The organism is Nocardia sp. NPDC060249, from assembly GCF_042728755.1.
Classification (GTDB): Bacteria; Actinomycetota; Actinomycetes; order Mycobacteriales; family Mycobacteriaceae; genus Nocardia.
The window spans coordinates 448,697-466,562 of record NZ_JBHXAQ010000002.1; the positions used below are offsets into that span (position 1 = coordinate 448,697).

Sequence of the window (17,866 nt, forward strand, 5' to 3'; positions counted from 1 at the left end):
TCGAACTCCGCCCGCCGCCACGACGGTTCCCTGGCCGTCGAGGTGGGGCGCCACCGTACGGTCCGTTCACAGATTCCCCTCACGTCATGTGTCCGAAGAGTCGGGAGTCGGAACCCGCCAACACTGGAGTGTGTCACGTCACGAAAATGTTTGCCAATCTGGTGAATGGGTATCGGCGCCCGCCCTTCCTACTCCCGTCCGCGGGTTGGGTTGGTACCCCCGCGCGCGGTGACCGGTTTTCCGGCCACATGAGCGAGTAGTGCGACGAATTCCCGGTCGCCGTCAAGATTTCGTGTAGCGGCCAAAACTGTTCGCCGTGGCACATACCCGGTACCAGGGTCGAACGGAGCCACGAGCCACCAACGAGTACGTGACCTTCCCCACCGACCCGTTGCAGTACCCACCTGCCGCTACTGCTGCGCGGAGTAGACCTCGCAGTTGGCCGTCGACAACATCGCCACCCCGCCTCGGCACCGGCGCTGCTGCGCAGCCATGTCGGGGCTCGTCGGTGTGTGCTGATAGCGATGGTCATATGCCGGACCGTTGAGAACGTGGATTGCGGTGGTGGGCACCGATTGCTGCTTGGGTGTGTAGACCGGTCGTCCTGGTGCGGCTACCGCACGATCGAGGCCTGTCGGGCACTTTGGATCCAGGATGGAAACTCCTGCAGGAGCCGACTGTAGAGGTCAGCGTCGGTGAGACTGTCCAGGTCGTCAACGGCGAAGAACCCGACGTTGTCGACTCGGCGTCCGGTCATCGTGTCCAGCCGCTCGAGTACGCCGTAGCCGCTGGTGGTGCCGAGTCCGATGAACTGCCAGAAGATGGGTTCGTCGGCAGCGGCCCGGAGCTGTTGTTCGATCTCGACGTCACGGTAGATCCCGCCGTCGGAGAAGAACAGCACCAGAGTGGGGACGGCAGTTGGTGTGACCGCGACGAAGCTGCGGACTTCGGCGATGACCTTGTGTTCTTCGTTGACCACACCGACGGCGGACATGTCGACTTGACCAGGTTGGAGCGGGAAGGTGCGAAACCGGGGCAGTTCACCGGATCGCACATGCAGCGAGATCCACTGAGGGAGGTCGGCGATGGCGAGATCAGGAAGCCTGGCAGGGTTCTCAGCGAAGACCCAGGCCTGCATCTGTGCGTTGTCGTCGAGTTGGGCGGCGACGGCGCCTACGCGTTCGACCGCGCGGTGGATGACTTTCTTCTGGTACAGGTGGATCATCGATCCGGAGCTGTCCAAGACGAGGACGACCCTCGCTGTCGCGTAGGCCATTCCGTATTTGGCCAGGATCTCGACCACCTGGTGCTTGCGTGTGGAAAGCCGCTTGCGCATATCCAGTGGCAAGAGATTCTCGCCCGGGCTGATCCGCGGCGGCGCGGCCATGCCAGGTCGCAACGCCGGTGCTCGGCCAGACTGCGCGACAACGGTTTGCGCGCTGGCGGTGCTGTCGGTCTCGTCAATGGTGATGCCGAAGTCGGTGGCCAGGCCGGCCAGACCGCTGGCCCATCCTTGTCCGACGGCACGGAACTTCCACGTTCCTTGCCGTCGGTAGAGCTCGCCTGCCAGCAGCGCGGTTTCCGGGCCCGCTGTGATATCGAATCGGGCGAGGTCGGTGCCCGTCGCGGTGTCGATGACACGCAGATGCAGACCCCGGATCTGTTTGAAGGGGCGTCCATCGGCCGAGGTGCAGACGGCGATACAGTCGATATCTTGTCCGAGACGCGCAAGCTGGACTTCGACCGCGTCGACTGTGCCGCGTCGACCCAGATGCCGCACCGGTTCAGTGGGATGGTCGGGCTGGTTGTAGAACACGAAATCGTTGTCGCTGCGTACCTTTCCCGCTGACGAGAGCAGCAGGGCACACGCATCCAGGCCAGGATCTGCGGGTCCTGCCGACCAGCCGATCAGCACCCGCACAGACGCCGCCGAAACAGCGATGTTCTCGCCCATCTTCAGGATTTGCATGAGGTGACTGCAACCGTTCATCGTCGAGTAGGTGCCGGGTCGGACTTTATTGGGCCGCACGAGCTCCGCTGTTCGGTGCCGGGTTCGGGCGTTCACCGGTATCCCGTGATCTTGCTCCAGTCATAGGCGCATCGATCCACGGTTTGGAAGTCGTCTCCGGCGAGATCGATTCCCAGCCCGCGCGATGCGCGGTCGAAGCTCGACGCGTTGCGGGCGCCTCCGGATGCTGCCCACACCTTTCCGAGCCCTCGCACCTATACATCAGAGCGCTGGACCAGCTTGCCGTCTGTTGCGATGATCGACGCAGCGAAGTACTCGTAGCCGTCGGCGCCGCGTAGCCGGACCGTGTGGACCAGGGTGTTGGTGCGGTCTTTCAACCCGACCGCCACTGCGGCCACCAATTCAGCAGGAGCCTCGCTGCACCGGGGGTTCAGTCCTGCCGAGAACGGTGCGACCGCCGTCAGCCCTTGCCCAGAGGTAGTCACAGCAGGGGGCGGGGGCCGGCGCGCTGGTCGCCGCAGGTCCCCGAGTCGTCGCTGACGGCTGGCTGGTGGGCGCCGAGGAAGCTGCCGCTGTCAACACGACGCTGTTGTCGCCGTCTCCGTCTTTGATCAGGTTGCCGATGATCGACAGCGCCACGAACACAGCCACGAACACCCCGCCGACGAGCCGTGGCAGACGGGTGCTGGGTTTGGGCGGCCGCGGCGGCGGGCATGGGGCGCGGTGCGGGATGGGGCGGGATGGTCACGGTTGTCCCTGTCGGAGTGTGGGTATCGCCGAATGATCGGTCGGTGCTGGGGTGTTGTTACGTTCGGGTATCTGCGAGCCAAGGTCGCGGTCCTCATGGTGAGTTCCGCCCCCGGAACCGGTATTTGGGTCCTCCCCGACCTCCTCTGGTTCGAATGTGCTGTCACTCGACTCCATCGTTATGTGCCCCGGCTGGCTCTACATCGCCAGGTCGGTCGGGCCCCAGGTCTCGGGATACACCCGCACCTCGGACAGATGTGGGAACGTCAACCGCCACAACACCTTTGCACCACCATCGACAACCACCACGACCCAGATATCTACCCGGACCACCTCACGGGGCCGATCACCGATCATCGAAAGTCGGACAGAGCCAAGTTCAGCGAGCGTCGTCATTGCGGCGCGCCTTGGCCCCCGGATACAGGCAATACGCGAAAGAGCCATCCGAATAACGCTTTTCGACGGGCAGTACAGCATTGGATTTCATCCGCCACAGCAGGTCCGCGCCAGTGGTTGCACACAGATTCCACAACCGGTAGCTGAAGAAGCCTCTGTCGGCCAGCAGTAGCGTCCCCGGACGCAGTGACCGCGTCACCGACTCGGTCGGGGTCTGCTCGCCTCGGGTATAGGTCCCCAGCGCCACATTCGACGATCGCGTGCGACCCGCACTCGGCCAGACCCAATACCCGCACCTGGGGAAATGCCCCGCCGCGGGCTCCGCCGCACGAGGACGGCGGCCGTCGGAAGTGCTCGACGTTGGCCTCGGTGTAGCTGGTCGCGGGGCTCGAGTGGGCGTCGGGGTGGTCACATCAGTGGTCGATTCCGACGAAGGCACCCTCGGCGGGTACACGCCGGTCGTGGCAAGTCGGTTGCAGGACCTGCTCGACATCATCGGCCCCGACGGTGACCTGCCTACTGTCACAGCCCTCGACCCCTACCTGCTGGGTACGACCAGTTCCCTGTTCGGTAGCGCTAGGTTCACACAGTCGCCGGGCCCCTTCTGCGGCGCAGGGCTGACTCCCGACCCCTCTGCGCCCGTCGCCCCCTCGATCGGGGCGATCCTGTCCGGGAGTCAGGAATCGGTGCAGATCGTCGAGCCACACCAGGCGGTCGATCATCGCCGCGGCGACAACGTCATCCCCGAAGACCTCGCCCCAACGGCCGAAGGGCTTGTTGCTGGTCACGATCAACGATGCCCGCTCGTAACGAGACGACACGAGCTGGAAGAACAGGTTCGCAGCCTCGGCCTCGAACGGGATGTAGCCCACTCCGTCGACAATGATCAGCGGAATTAGGCCGAGCTTTATCAGCTCTGCCTGCAGTTTTCCGGAGTGATGGGACTCAGCCAGTCGTGAGACCCACTCCGCCGCGGTCGCGAAGGCAACGCGATGCCCGGCCTGGCAGGCCCGGATTCCGAGCCCGACCGACAGGTGGGTTTTGCCGGTTCACGGCGGTCCGAGGAATACGACGTTCTCCATGGCGGTGATGAAATCTAAAGTCCCGAGATGGGTGATCGTGTCGCGTTTGAGAGAACGTTGATGCTCGAAATCGAACTCCTCCAACGCCTTTCGCGATGGAAACCGAGCACCTCGGATTCGGCCCTCACCGCCGTGGGATTCGCGGGCGGAAACCTCGCGTTGCAGGCAAGCCGCCAGGAACTCTTCATGACTCCAGCCCTCGCTACGCGCCCGCTCAGGCAGCCGCTCAACCGCATCGCCCAGCGATGGTGCTTTGAGAGCTCTTGCGAGATAAGCCATTTCGGACGAGACGTTCGTGATCCATTTGTCGCGGACTTTGTGGCCGTCAGGCGATCTCCTCGCTGCCGCTCGCCTCGTCTAGGTCGAACATTCGGTCGTAGTCGGAAAGATTGCGATGCTCGATATCGGTGTCGAGCGCGGGAACCGCGACCAGGCGCCGAGACCGACGCAGATCCGCGGCAGCAGCCGCGTGATCAGGGTCGGTGATGGTTTGGTGGTCGGCTCAACACCGTTGATGACGAGCGACTTCGGTGCCGGCCAGGCTGATCGTCACCTCGGTGAGGTCGGCGCGGACTTCCACTCGCCGACCGATCGCGGCCGGGTGGACCGAATAGTCGTTGGAGTCCAACCGGACGTAATGATCGCAAGGCAGGCGCGTGATGAGTCGCCATCCGACCACTGGATCAACCGGCGGCAGCTCGAGCATCGCCTGCCTGTCGGCATCCCAGCGATCGACCGGTCGACACTCCAACCGGCGATGGTGGCTATGGTTGGCCTTGACCAGCCACTGACCAGTTGGGTATTGAAGTCAGCCGGGTCGGCGAACACGCGGCCCGTCAGGAACGAGGTCTCCAGATATCCATTTGCTCGTTCGACCAGACCTTTGGATTCAGGATCCCGAGGTCGGCACTGAATCAACTTGATGCCCAACGTTCCTCGTCTCGGTCAACTGGGGTTTGCCGCCGCGCCACTGCCCGACCGCGGACTCGTTGTCCCAGACCAACGCTCGGGGGACACGGCCCCAGCCCGAGATCAACGCCCAGTGCCCGGCCAGCAGATCCGGGCTTTGCCGGGTCGGGATCATCGCCGCGGCCATGATCCGTGAATAGCCGCTCACCATCACCAACACCGGCGGATGACCCACATGCCCGAACCCAACGGAACATCGACCGGCGGGAACCACAGATCGCACTGGGCCAGCTCGCCGGGCTGATACTCGGTCCGCGAGGCCAGGTCCACCGGCTTGAACAACGGCCGCAACTGCTGCACCGGTTCGAAGAACACCGTCTTGCCGCGCGGCCAGCCGACGCGCTCCATGATCACTGTCGTCGGCATGTCCGGGAACTCCGCCAACACCGCCCGGATCAACGGCTCGAACTCATCGACCGCCGACCCTCGCGGCTCGCGCTGATACCGAGGCGGCTCATGCGAGCCCAACGCCTTCTTCACCGTGTTCTTCGAAACCTTCATCCGACGAGCGATCGCGCGGATCGCCATTCCCTCCGAGCGATGCAACCGGCGGATCTCCGCCCAGTCCTCCACGTCAGCACCTCATGATCGTTCACGGGGTGGGTCAGCATTCACCCGGAATCAGAGGATCAGTCTTCAGGCGGAAGCGACAACCACGAGCGCACGACGCGATACCTCTACGCCCAGCCCAGGTCAACCGTGGTGCCCCGTAGAGACTTCAGTACCTGCCCGGACGAGAAAACTGCTGCTCAGAGCTTAATTTTGAAGAGTGTTACTGACTGGTGGCACACCGATACCGCCACCATCCGGCGGACACCTTCCAGGAGAGAGCAATGACTAGGAACACTGACAAACCGGCAGCAGTGCGAGCCTCTGCTACCCGTCGACCCGTCGTACTTCTGTTTGCTGTGGCATTGGCCGCGGTGGGGCTCGGGGCGCCGGCCTCGATCGCGGGCGCAGCGCCGAAACACGGCACCTGCACAATCGTCGCCAACCCAGAGATGTTGGGACGTAAAACATCCTGCCACGGCGCAAAACTGCCCGGTGAGGACCTGCGCGATCACAACCTATCCTTCGCGGACCTGTCCGGGGCGGACTTGTCAGGCGCAGATCTGCGCAACGTTAACCTGTTCATGGCGAACCTGACCAGTACGAATCTGACCGGGGCGAAGTTGTCCGGCGCAAACCTGGGGCTCGCGAACCTGGTCACGGCGAACTTGGAAGACGCGAATCTAACTGGAGCCGATCTGCGATTCGCCGACGTGACCCGCGCCAACTTCACTGACGCGGTCCTGGACGGCGCCTCGGGGTTGGCACCCGGCCCAAAGGGCCCGCGCGGCCAGCGCGGTCTGCAAGGGACACAGGGTAACCCAGGACCGGTGGGACCGCGGGGATCGCAGGGAGATCGTGGTCCCCGAGGGCATCAGGGGGACCGTGGGGAGCCGGGTCCTCCGGGCCGCGACGGCTTCATGGGGTGCACGTTGCACGACCATTTCGACGCGTTCGGCGACTTCACGCACTCGGATTGCGCAGAGATCCATGTCCCACCCGTGATCGGGTAAGGCGGCTTGAGCGGACACCGTTAGGTCGACCGGGCCTACCCCGGCCACGCAGAGATTCTCGGAAGAACGGGACGCCTGGGGAAGGCGTCCCGTTCTTCGTGTGCCATCACGAACGACAACAGGATCTCCTCGGGCAGGGTTCAGGATCGAGTGGACTGGTTCGGCCGCGATGTCGATTTTCTGCTCGCTGCTGCGCGGGTTTCGAAACACTTACTGCCGCAGCTATTTGAATCGCCCTCGGGTGCGACCGCAGACAAGGATTCCTCTACAGCACACCCGTTTCTCGCGGGGAGGTGGCGGCGCTGATCGCCATTGGGCCCGTCCACTCACCGCCGCCCTGCATCTGCGCGGCTCCGGCGGACTGGTCCACAATGACCAGGCGTTTCCCAGTCGCCCATGTTTGCATGTCCTGCCGAGCTCGAACCTGCGACGTTAGATCGTCAACCCGGAAGCGACACTGGCGGTGGCGATCTCGCCCGATTCGGCAACCTCGGCGCGTCCTGGGTCATAGACTCGCTTGGCCAAATCGCGTCGGACACGGCGCTGACAGGGAGGCTGAGCTGTGGCGAAAGAATGCAACGAGTGTGGCGCAAAGTGCACCGAGGATGGGCGGTGCACCAACGACAAGTGTGGAGCGAAGAGCTAGTACAAGCGCAGTTCTCGGACGCATGTGGATTCCGATGTCCAAGAACCGCTTTCCCAGACTGTCGAGGTATCAATGCCGCGAACACCTACTGAATGCGAGCTGGCCTACGAACGATCCAACCTGCACCCAGACCGCATCCGCGCGTACGCACGGAAGGTCGTAGCAGCATGTCTTCGCGCCGACATCGAGACCAGGCTCTTCGATGGGCACCTCTGCTGGGTCCTGAGTCGCGAGGTGATCTGGAGCTGCCCTGACTATCAGGAAGTCAACTTCCTACTTTTAACCACCAGCTGCGAGATCGTGTTCTACCCCAACACCGGGTTCTTCCCGCGACAACCCGACCGAGCGCCCTACATCGGCGACCTGGAGATCTACCAGGGAAAGGTCCTCGGAGACGATCGGCTCGATGTCCTCGATCGAAAGGCTGTCCTCGGCTCTCCCAAGCGTGAGTACCGAGACGGGCCGAAGGTGCGAACTGCGACCTACCCGATCTCGGTAGCCACCAAAGGCGAGGGGCTTTCGCGCGCCCTGAACGCCCTGTTGCGAAAGGTCCCCGAACATTTGCGGGCCGACCCAACACCGACCGCCGCCGCAAAGACTCCAGCCGTCAAGACATCTGTTGTGCCGCAGGAAGATCAACCCCGTGAGGCAACCGGAAGACCGATCGAGTACCTGCTAACCAACCCGCCCCGCCCAGAAGGTGCGACGCGGAAACGTCCCCTCAACCGCGGACGGGCAAATCAGAAAAGACGCCGCTGATCACGTCAGCGCGGTTCAAGAGCGGCCAGATCTGAGCGGATTCGAGCGACCTTTCGGATCGCATCCTGTGCGTCCACACTCGGCTTGTCAATCTCCCCCTGGCCATGGTCAGCCGCCGCGCTGGAGGCGAACAACGATACCGCCGACTCGTACACTTCTGCCACTTCGAATGTATGGCCGCCGATCCGCCCTTGCACCAGAGCCAGACGAAGAGCCAACAACTCCCGACCACCATGGCAACCCACCCAGCCCGCACACATTCGCCGCCCCGTCAAGTCCGTATCGGTCTGGTGGCATTGAAACAACTAGGGAGCCTGCCCACTCATATCACGTCGTAGGCACGCAGCTTCTCTTACTCGGCGAAATCCCACACCTCGCTGGGGACATCACGCCGGTACGGACAACTCACACACGGCCGCGGCGCCGGCGGCCCCATCTCATCCGCGCCCGCCGCATCGTTCGGTTCCACAACTTCCACTAACTTCGGCTGCCCGATCCACAGACTATCGATGACTCAGCATCACCGACCCGTAGATTCCCGCTTGGATTCGTCTCTGCCAGGAATAGGAAGGGCTCAGCTGCGAGTCCAAGTGGTTTCCCCGGTCCGCCCCTTCAAGCCGCCGCACAACGCCGAACGCCCCGAGCTCGCTAGCAACGGGCTCGGGGCGTTCGTGATGGGGTAATCGGCCGCGCACAGGCTTGATGCAAGCTAGTGGTTGGCGTTTCACAGTGTATCGGTACCCGCCCTGCAGCGGGAACCAAGCGCGCCAGGCCTCCCCACCGCATGCGTCAATCCACCACCCACGACGTTTGCTGGGTTAGTTAGTGCGTAGTGGTCCAATTGCCCCCGGACAAGTCGTCATTGACGCCACGAGGCCGGGCCACAGCGCACCACCGGCCACCTTGGGCAAGATGGCGACGTCCGCCCGCTCAGATCGCGGACGGCGACGGATCTCGTGTCGTTGTATTCAGTCTTGTCAGATCTGGCCGAACACCCCGACGAGGCCGAGCACGAACAACAAAGTCCCCAGAAAGAACGCGACGACGTGGGGAAACATGACGTGGCCGAAGAACCACGGCTGCCTCGACCACCACGAGGACGGGCTCTCCCACGATTCCGGCACCGCGGGGTCGACCCGACGCCCATCGGGCCTGCGACCCACCATCCCCAATCGATAAGCGGTGAGGAAGCACGTCCACCATCGGGCATCGCGACCGAGAACAGCGTGTACGCAGTCAGTTCGATAGCGCGCATACGCGGGTAATAGTGCACCTGATGCGCCTTGGTGAACGCCTCCAGAAGCCAGAACGCGACACCGCTGGCGGCAGCGACGAGGAACAGACCGTAGTGATTCTGCTGAAATCCCAAACCGAGGGTGGCCAGGCTCAACGTGACACCCCAGCCCTTGATGGTGAGAAGTCGTTGATCGAATCCGCTCACGATGTCGAGCAGTCGCGCGTACTCGGCATTCAGGTCATCGTGCAGGCGATCCAGGTCGCCGGGCTCCACCGATCCATCCATGTCGTTGATGTCCTCCGTGGTATGAAGTCGGGCGCTCACTGGGAGACCCGGCCGCAGGTGGTCCCGTGCAAGCAGGTCGCGCTCAAGGTTTATCCCATCCCCCTTCAGGGTAAAGGAAGTGCCCGTATGCTGGCCGTCTGTTGCTAGCAGGAATGCCGCAGGGGGCCAACCATGTTCGAACAACGACCACAACCATCAACACCTCCCGTGTTCGCGTCCACACCGACCATGGAGTCGAAGCGGAACCCGTGGTGGGCCGCCGTGCTCATCGGTGCGTTCGTTGTCTTCCTCGCCATGAGCGACGGTGGCAGTTTCACCGGTGCTGTGATCTTGCTCCTCGTCGTTGGCGTCCCGCTTGCCTTCATTGTTCTAGTCGTGCGCGCCCTCTACCGACTGGGTGAGCCACGGCCTGCACCAGTTGCTTTCGTCGCGCCGCCTGCGTCTCAGGCTTCCCGGTCTGCACCCAATTCCGGTTGGTACAACAACCCCGACGGTGACGGCGAACGCTGGTGGGACGGGCTCGACTGGACCCGCCGCCCGAAGTAGTTCTATCACCCACCAGGATTTGATCCTCGTGGTGCCGCTGAAGTTCCCGCCGCCGCTGATCGACTGGGCCACCAACCCGTCGACGAACAGGCCGACAAGCACTACGTGTGGGACACCGAGGCCGAGAGCATCATCGATGCCGCCCCTACAGCACGATCACCCTTATCTTGGGTACGTAGCTCGGCTTTGACTCCCGCCAAGAGACGGAGTTGGGTTGTCGGCGCTCAGGCCGCCTATCGGCCCGAGGTATGCATTCGATCCGCCGAACCGTGTGCCGGTCCGGCCCTTCCAGCCGCGCAACGCTGAAACGCCCTGAACTCGCTAGTAACGAGTTCGGGGCGTTCGTGATCGGTTAATCGGCCGCGCACAGGCTTGGTGCAAGCCAATGGTTGGCGTTCACAGCGTATCGGCACGGTCGTGGGAGCCGACTGTGTCAGGCCGCCCCCGCTGCATATCTCACCTCACCACCAACGACGTCTGCTGGGTCGGTTGATGTGCGTAATGGTCGAATCGCCCTCCGGACACCAGTGTTATCCAAACGTAGGGATGCACTAACAGCTACCTTGAGCTCCAGCTTGTGCCCTGGCGCACTTATAGTCAGGATCGCTCCGACATCTCGCGATGACTCCGATTTGCCGAGGAAAACGCGCTCGACCGAGCGTGCCCTATCTGGTCGGCAAGCAACGCTGCACAGCAATTGAGCGAGGACGCAGATGCGGCAAATCCAGTTAGCTGCCAGATTGCTGAACGCTGGCAATCCCCTGCGTGTCGCACTCCGACACGCCAAGGCTGGGCGACTTCAGGCGAGCATCTACACCTGCTCGCCCGGGTATCGGGAAGTCTGTGGAGCAGTCCCGCAGACGACACCGAGCGAACACGAGGGCACAACGCATCGCTGCAAGGTCAGCCTCCAAACGAGGGATGCGAATCCGCAGGTAGTCGACTTCTGTGGAGGATGTCCGCACGTTCCGCCTGTGACCGCTTTTGTGACCGTTTTGAGGGTGACGGACCGGTGTCCGAGGTGATCTCCGGTGACGGCAGAGGCCCCGCCTCGGATGTCTCCGATGCGGGGCCTCAGTCGAAAAGAGCTGCTACGAGCTACTTTTCAAGGACGCTACAGCACTACTTCTGCGCGGCCTTGTACTCGCGGCGGCGGCGGTGCAGGATCGGCTCGGTGTAGCCGTTGGGCTGCGTGGTGCCTTCCAGGACCAGTTCCTTGGCGGCCTGGAACGCGATGTTGTCATCGAAGTTCGGGGCCAGCGGGCGGTAGGTCTTGTCGTTCGCGTTCTGGCGGTCGACGACCGGGGCCATCCGCTCGAGGCTGGCGATCACGTCGGCTTCGGTGACGATGCCGTGGCGCAGCCAGTTGGCGACCAGCTGGCTCGAGATGCGCAGGGTGGCACGGTCTTCCATCAGGCCGATGTCGTTGATGTCGGGCACCTTGGAGCAGCCGACACCGTGATCGATCCAGCGGACCACGTAGCCCAGGATGCCCTGGGAGTTGTTGTCCAGTTCCTGACGCTTCTCCTCGTCGGTCCAGTCGGTGGACTGGGCGAGGGGGATCTCGAGGATCTGATCGACAGTGGCGCGCGGGCCGCCCTTGGCGATCTGCGACTGCTGCTTGAACACGTCCACCAGGTGGTAGTGGGTGGCGTGCAGGGTGGCAGCGGTCGGCGAGGGCACCCAGGCGGTGTTGGCGCCGGCCTTGGGGTGGCCGATCTTCTGCTCGAGCATGCCCGCCATCAGGTCGGGCATGGCCCACATGCCCTTGCCGATCTGTGCCTTGCCGGGCAGGCCCTTGGCCAGGCCGGTGTCGACGTTCCAGTCCTCGTAGGAGGTGATCCAGGTCTGGGCCTTCATCTCGGCCTTGCGGACCATCGGCCCGGCCACCATGGAGGTGTGGATCTCGTCGCCGGTGCGGTCGAGGAAGCCGGTGTTTATGAACACCACGCGGTCCTTGGCGGCCTCGATCGACGCGGCGAGGTTGACCGTGGTGCGGCGCTCCTCGTCCATGATGCCGACCTTGAGGGTGTTGCGGGTCAGGCCGAGGACGTCCTCGATCCGGCCGAACAGCTCGTTGGTGAACGCGGCCTCGTCGGGGCCGTGCATCTTCGGCTTCACGATGTAGACCGAACCGGTGCGCGAGTTGAGGCGCGTGTTGTCACCGTTGAGCGAGTGCACGGCGATCAGCGAGGTGATCAGGCCGTCCATGATGCCCTCGGGCACTTCGTTGCCCTCGGCGTCGATGATCGCGTCGGAGGTCATCAGGTGGCCCACGTTGCGCACGAACAGCAGCGAACGACCGTGCAGGACCAGCTCGGAACCGTCGAGCGCGGTGAACACGCGGTCGGGGTTCATGGTGCGGGTGAAGGTCTTGCCGCCCTTGGAGACTTCCTCGGCCAGGTCGCCCTTCATCAGGCCGAGCCAGTTGCGGTAACAGACGACCTTGTCGTCGGCGTCGACCGCGGCGACCGAGTCCTCGAAGTCCATGATCGTGGTGAGCGCGGACTCCAGGACGATGTCCTTGACACCGGCGGTGTCGGTGGAGCCGATCGGCGAGGTGGCGTCGACCTGGATCTCGATGTGCAGCCCGTTGTGCTTGAGCAGGATCGAGGTCGGTGCCTCGGGGTCGCCGAGGTAGCCGACGAGCTGCGACGGGTCGGCCAGGCCGATGTCGGTGCCGTCTTCCAGACCGATCTCGAGCTCGCCGTCGACGATCTTGTAGTACGCCGAGCCGAGGTGCGAACCGGTGATCAGGGTGACCGCGTCGTCGAGGAAGTTACGGCCCCACTCGATGACCTTGTCGCCGCGCACGCGGTTGTAGCCGCTGCCCTTCTCCGCGCCGTTGGCCTCGGGGATGGCGTCGGTGCCGTAGAGCGCGTCGTAGAGCGAACCCCAGCGCGCGTTGGCGGCGTTGATCGCGAAGCGCGCGTTCATCACCGGCACCACGAGCTGCGGGCCCGCGGTGGTGGCGATCTCGGTGTCGACGTTGCCGGTGCCGATCTGGAACGGCGCGGGCTCGGGCCGCAGGTAGCCGATCTCGGTCAGGAACTGCTTGTAGGCGGCCTTGTCGTAGCCGGTGCCCGGGTTCTCGCCGTGCCACGCATCGAGCTTGCCCTGGAACTCGTCGCGCTCGGCGAGCAGAGCGCGGTTACGCGGGGCGAGGTCGTTGATGATCTGCTCGGCACCGGCCCAGAACGCGGCGGAATCTACGCCGGTACCGGGGAGCGCCTCGTTCTCGATGAAATCGCGAAGAACGCTCGCCACCTGGAGCCCGCCGACCTGAATCCGCTCTGTCATCTATTGCCTCACTTTGGTGAAAACCGGGTGGGAAAAGTCGATGTCATGTTACCCGTGGGTAGAGGTGACACCTCGTGTGGGTTCGAACGCCCTGTGGGCTCCATCCATTCCGCCACGCCGAGCCGCCGAGGTCGGTGGCATGGGCGCGGCGGGTCACCCCTTGATTGTAGGTGCGCGGGCAATTAATGTACTGATCGGAACATTAAGTCGCGAGCCGGACCGAACGGAGGCGCCGTGACCACCGAACCGGTATCTCCCGTGCGCCGTCGCGGACGCCCCCGCGCCACCGAGCGCGCCGACACCCGCGAGCGGATCCACAACGCCGCACTCGAGCTGTTCGCCGAACGCGGCTTCCACGCCACCGGCGTCGCCGAGATCGGCGCGAAAGCCGACGTCCAGCGGGGTGCGCTGTACTACCACATCGGATCCAAGGAAGATCTGCTGTGGGCGATCCTGCGCGACTACACGCGGCTGCTGCTCGCCGATGCCGAACGCATCATCGAGGCAGGCGCCGACCCCGTCGACACCCTGCGCCTGCTGATTCGCAGTCACGTCGAACTGATCGTCACCCATCGGCGCGCCGTGGCCGTGCACCTGCGTGACGCCGACGCGCTCACCCACGAACACGCGGTGGTTCTCCAGCAACTGCGCGACCGGTTGCAGCGCCACTGGCAGGACGTGATCGACGCGGGCCACGCGGCCGGACAACTGCGCACCGCCGACCACATCGTCACCAACGGCCTGCTCGGCATGCTCAATTCCCTCGGCTACTGGTACCGCGAGCGCGGCGCCCACTCCCCGGTCGAGATCGCCGACATCCTCACCGACACCGTCCTGTCCGGGCTCCGCGCCACGGGCGACAACACGAAAGGCTGACCATGGCTTGGGATTTCGAGACCGATCCAGAGTACCAGCGCAAGCTCGACTGGGTGGCGGAGTTCGTCCGCACCGAGGTCGAACCCCTGGATCTGCTCTACCCCAATCCCTACGATCGGGCCGACCCCGAGATCCGGGCGCTGATGCGGCCGCTGCAACAGCAGGTCAAGGATCAGGGTCTGTGGGCCTGCCATCTCGGTCCCGAGCTCGGCGGCCCCGGTTTCGGCCAGCTCAAGCTGGCGCTGCTCAACGAAGTGCTCGGTACCTCGATGTGGGCCCCGCTCGTCTTCGGTTGTCAGGCACCCGATTCCGGCAACGCCGAGATCCTCGCGCACTTCGGCACCGAGGAGCAGAAGGCGAAGTACCTGCAGCCGCTGCTCGACGGCGAGATCGGCTCCTGCTACGCGATGACCGAGCCCACCGGCGGCTCCGACCCGACCGCGTTCCGCACCACCGCCGTGCGCGACGGTGACGAGTGGGTCATCAACGGCGAGAAGTGGTTCAACTCCGCCGCCGAATTCGCCACCTTCCACATCGTGATGGTCGTGACCGACCCCGGAGCCGAACCGCACCAGCGGTTGTCGATGTTCATCGTGCCCGCCGACGCGCCCGGACTGGAGCTGGTGCGCAACTTCACCGTGCCCGGGTTCAGCGAACACGAAGGGCATCTGCGATTCACCGATGTCCGTGTGCCCGCCGATCATCTGCTCGGGGCCGAAGGCGCGGGGTTCATCGTCGCGCAGACCCGGCTCGGCGGCGGACGCGTGCACCACGCGATGCGCACGGTCGCGTTGGTGCGCAAGGCCTTCGACATGATGTGCGAGCGCGCGGTGTCGCGCCCGGCCCGCAAGGGTGTCGTCGGCGGCTTCCAGATGACCCAGGAACGCATCGCCGACAGCTGGATCCAGATGGAGCAGTTCCGTCTGCTGGTCCTGCGCACCGCGTGGCGCATCGACCAGGCGCAGGACTATCGCGCCGTCCGCAAGGACATCGCCGCCATCAAGATCGCCATGCCGACCGTCATGAACGACATCGCCCGGCGCGCACTGCATCTGCACGGCGCGATGGGCGTGAGCACCGACCTGCCCTTCCTCGACATGACCACCTACGCCGAGGTCATGGCCATCGCCGACGGCCCGACCGAGGTGCACAAGATCACGCTCGCCAAGGAAGTGCTCAAGAACTACGCGCCGGGAGACCCTGTGTATCCGAGTGGCTACCGGCCCGCGCTGCGCGAACAAGCCCGCGATCTGGTGGCGCGCAGGCTGGAACACGAGGTCGGCAACCACTGAAGGTCCCCGATCGCGAGGTAGGCACGAACTAGCCTGCCTCGCATGGGTGGTGTCAGCAATCCCGGGGACAACGGCACGCAACGATCACCGACCGGGACCGAGCACGAGGTGGGCCCGGTAGGTCCCGCCGCCGATCGTCGTTCGGTCAACAAGCCGGTGTTCCTCATCGCCGCAGGGACCGTGCTCGCTTTCGGGATCTGGGCACTGGCCTCGCCGTCGAGCGCCGAGACCATCGTGGGCGAGGTCAAGACCTTCACCACCACCTGGTTCGGCTGGTGGTACTTCGTGCTCGCCACGGCCATCCTCGGCCTCGTCGTCTTCCTCGGCGCCAGCCGGTACGGTCGCTACCGGCTGGGACCGGAGGAGTCACGGCCGGAGTACAGCCTGTTCTCCTGGACGTCGATGCTGTTCGCGGCGGGTATCGGCATCGACCTGATGTTCTTCTCGGTCGCCGAGCCCGTCTACAACTACCTGCGTCCCCCGCTCGGCGAGCCGGGCACCAACGAAACGGCCCGCGACGCGGTGGCCTGGACGATCTTCCACTACGGCATCACCGGCTGGGCGATGTACGCGCTGATGGGCGGCGCACTCGCCTACTTCGCGTTCCGCCACAACCTGCCGCTGACGATCCGTGCCGCGCTCTATCCGATCTTCGGCAAGCGCGTACACGGCCGGTGGGGCGACGCGATCGACGTGGCCGCGGTGCTCGGCACCATCTTCGGCATCGCCACCTCGCTGGGCATCGGCATCGTCCAGCTCAATTACGGACTGCACCAGATGTTCGGGATCCCCCAGGGCAAAGCCGCCCAGATCGGGCTCATCGCGCTGTCGGTGGCCATCACCACGATCTCCGCGACCACCGGCGTCGACAAGGGCATCCGGCGATTGTCGGAGCTCAATGTCATCATGGCGATCGCGCTGCTGATCTACATCCTGGTGGCGGGCAACACCGATTTCCTGCTCAACGGCCTGGCCCAGAACGCGGGCGACTACCTTTCGACCTTCCCCGACCGGACCCTCGACACCTTCGCCTGGGAGCGCAACCCCGAGACCGCGAACGCGCCCTCGACCTGGCTGGACAGCTGGACGCTGTTCTTCTGGGCGTGGTGGGTGGCCTGGGCGCCGTTCGTGGGCCTGTTCCTCGCGCGTATCTCGCGCGGACGCACGCTGCGCCAGTTCATCTTCGGAGTGCTCGTCGTGCCGTTCAGCTTCACCCTGATGTGGATCTCGATCTTCGGCAACAGCGCGCTCGAGGTCGCCAGGGACGACCGCGCCTTCGCCGAGAAGACCGCGGCCCAGGCCGAACTCGGCTTCTACTCACTGCTCGAGCAGTATCCCGGCGCGACACTGCTGCTCGGCGTCGCGACCATCACCGGGCTGCTCTTCTATGTGACCACCGCCGATTCGGGGTCGCTGGTCATGGGCAATTTCACCTCGAAACTGCCCGATCCGATGGCCGACTGCGCCACCGGCACCCGGATCTTCTGGTCGGCCGCGATCGGCGTGCTCACCCTGTCGATGCTGTTCGCCGGTGCGAGCGGGTCCATCACGACCCTGCAGAACGCCACCATCATCATGGGGTTGCCGTTCTCGTTCGTGCTGGCGCTGATCGGCATCGCGATGCTGCGCGCCGTCCACAACGAGTCGTTCAAACTCGACAGCTACCGCACCTCGCTACCCAAGGCTTTCGCCGCGGGCCGCGGCCCGGCCGAACTCAGCAGTTGGCGTCGCCGGTTGCTCTCGACCGTCAATTACCCGGGGGCCGCGGCCACCCGGAAATTCATCACCGGCACCGTCGACCCGGCGATGCACGATGTGGCCGCGGAGTTCGAGCACATGGGTATGACGGCGACCATCGACGATTCCCAGTCCAACGAGGGTCTGCCGTCGCCGCGTCTGCTCGTCGATCAGGCCAGCGAGCCCCGGTTCGAGTACGGCGTCTGGCCGGTCTCGGCGCCGGCCCCGACCTATGCGGTGCTCGCCCAGCGGTCCGGCGATCGCTACTTCCGCTGCGAGGTCTATCTGGCCGAGGGATCGCAGGGATACTCGCTCAACGGCTACAGCCGTGAGCAGATCATCGGCGACATTCTCGACCAGTACGAACGCCACCTCGGCTACCTGCACCTGCGCCGCGCGGCGACCGATCACCACGAGCCCGAGTCCAGCGACGTCGACAGCACCGACCGCGAACCGTGAAGGG

At 64.5% G+C, this 17,866-nt stretch carries 14 protein-coding genes and 2 pseudogenes; 7 read left to right on the forward strand and 9 right to left on the reverse strand.

What is annotated here, in order from left to right; translation table 11 throughout:
- Positions 1-410: 410 nt before the first annotated feature.
- From ACFWFP_RS09730 to istA, 6 genes and pseudogenes are all read right to left on the reverse strand, one after another.
- Complete coding sequence (locus ACFWFP_RS09730; protein WP_379294319.1) at positions 411-572, reverse strand: hypothetical protein; 162 nt, start codon at positions 570-572, stop codon at positions 411-413.
- A gap of 41 nt (positions 573-613) precedes the next feature.
- A complete protein-coding gene (locus ACFWFP_RS09735; RefSeq protein WP_379294320.1) occupies positions 614-1,969 on the reverse strand; it encodes a VWA domain-containing protein in 1,356 nt (451 codons plus the stop codon).
- Between the two features lie 254 nt (positions 1,970-2,223).
- Positions 2,224-2,358, reverse strand: coding sequence for a hypothetical protein (locus tag ACFWFP_RS09740; RefSeq protein ID WP_379294321.1), 135 nt, complete (start codon positions 2,356-2,358; stop codon positions 2,224-2,226).
- Positions 2,359-2,914: 556 nt separating this feature from the next.
- Entirely contained in the window at positions 2,915-3,112 is a 198-nt protein-coding gene (locus ACFWFP_RS09745; RefSeq protein ID WP_379294322.1) for a hypothetical protein, read from the reverse strand.
- Positions 3,113-3,816: 704 nt separating this feature from the next.
- Positions 3,817-4,523, reverse strand: a pseudogene (istB, locus tag ACFWFP_RS09750) (IS21-like element helper ATPase IstB); the annotation flags it as partial.
- Positions 4,520-5,691 (reverse strand): annotated as a pseudogene (gene istA / locus ACFWFP_RS09755) (IS21 family transposase). The pseudogenes istA and istB, both read right to left, overlap by 4 nt.
- A 305-nt stretch (positions 5,692-5,996) precedes the next feature.
- Here istA and ACFWFP_RS09760 point away from each other — a divergent pair.
- Both ACFWFP_RS09760 and ACFWFP_RS09765 read left to right on the forward strand, forming a co-directional pair.
- Complete coding sequence (locus ACFWFP_RS09760) at positions 5,997-6,725, forward strand: pentapeptide repeat-containing protein (RefSeq protein WP_379294323.1); 729 nt, start codon at positions 5,997-5,999, stop codon at positions 6,723-6,725.
- 670 nt (positions 6,726-7,395) lie between these two features.
- Complete coding sequence (locus ACFWFP_RS09765; protein WP_379294324.1) at positions 7,396-8,130, forward strand: hypothetical protein; 735 nt, start codon at positions 7,396-7,398, stop codon at positions 8,128-8,130.
- A 5-nt stretch (positions 8,131-8,135) separates the two neighbouring features.
- Here ACFWFP_RS09765 and ACFWFP_RS09770 read toward each other — a convergent pair whose 3' ends face one another.
- Complete coding sequence (locus ACFWFP_RS09770; protein ID WP_379294325.1) at positions 8,136-8,390, reverse strand: DUF6283 family protein; 255 nt, start codon at positions 8,388-8,390, stop codon at positions 8,136-8,138.
- A gap of 717 nt (positions 8,391-9,107) precedes the next feature.
- Complete coding sequence (locus ACFWFP_RS09775) at positions 9,108-9,296, reverse strand: hypothetical protein (protein WP_379294327.1); 189 nt, start codon at positions 9,294-9,296, stop codon at positions 9,108-9,110.
- Positions 9,297-9,406: 110 nt separating this feature from the next.
- Here ACFWFP_RS09775 and ACFWFP_RS09780 point away from each other — a divergent pair, with 110 nt between their 5' ends.
- Positions 9,407-9,799 carry a hypothetical protein gene (locus ACFWFP_RS09780; RefSeq protein WP_379294328.1) on the forward strand — a complete coding sequence of 131 codons (393 nt, stop codon included), beginning with the start codon at positions 9,407-9,409 and terminating at the stop codon, positions 9,797-9,799.
- 81 nt (positions 9,800-9,880) lie between these two features.
- The gene (locus tag ACFWFP_RS09785; RefSeq protein ID WP_379294329.1) at positions 9,881-10,198 is read left to right on the forward strand and encodes a hypothetical protein; all 318 of its coding nucleotides are present in this window, start codon (positions 9,881-9,883) and stop codon (positions 10,196-10,198) included.
- A 1,122-nt stretch (positions 10,199-11,320) separates the two neighbouring features.
- Here the strand turns inward: ACFWFP_RS09785 and ACFWFP_RS09790 are convergent.
- Positions 11,321-13,498: a malate synthase G gene (locus ACFWFP_RS09790; RefSeq protein WP_379294330.1), complete on the reverse strand. Its 2,178-nt coding sequence runs from the start codon at positions 13,496-13,498 to the stop codon at positions 11,321-11,323.
- A gap of 234 nt (positions 13,499-13,732) precedes the next feature.
- On the opposite strand from ACFWFP_RS09790, the gene ACFWFP_RS09795 reads away from it, so the two are divergent.
- The 3 genes from ACFWFP_RS09795 to betT are packed head-to-tail and all read left to right on the forward strand — an operon-like array spanning position 13,733 to position 17,862.
- Positions 13,733-14,374: a TetR/AcrR family transcriptional regulator gene (locus ACFWFP_RS09795; RefSeq protein WP_379294331.1), complete on the forward strand. Its 642-nt coding sequence runs from the start codon at positions 13,733-13,735 to the stop codon at positions 14,372-14,374.
- 2 nt (positions 14,375-14,376) lie between these two features.
- A complete protein-coding gene (locus ACFWFP_RS09800) occupies positions 14,377-15,666 on the forward strand; it encodes an acyl-CoA dehydrogenase family protein (protein ID WP_379294332.1) in 1,290 nt (429 codons plus the stop codon).
- 42 nt (positions 15,667-15,708) lie between these two features.
- Entirely contained in the window at positions 15,709-17,862 is a 2,154-nt protein-coding gene (gene betT, locus ACFWFP_RS09805) for a choline BCCT transporter BetT (protein ID WP_379294334.1), read from the forward strand.
- Positions 17,863-17,866 lie beyond the last annotated feature (4 nt).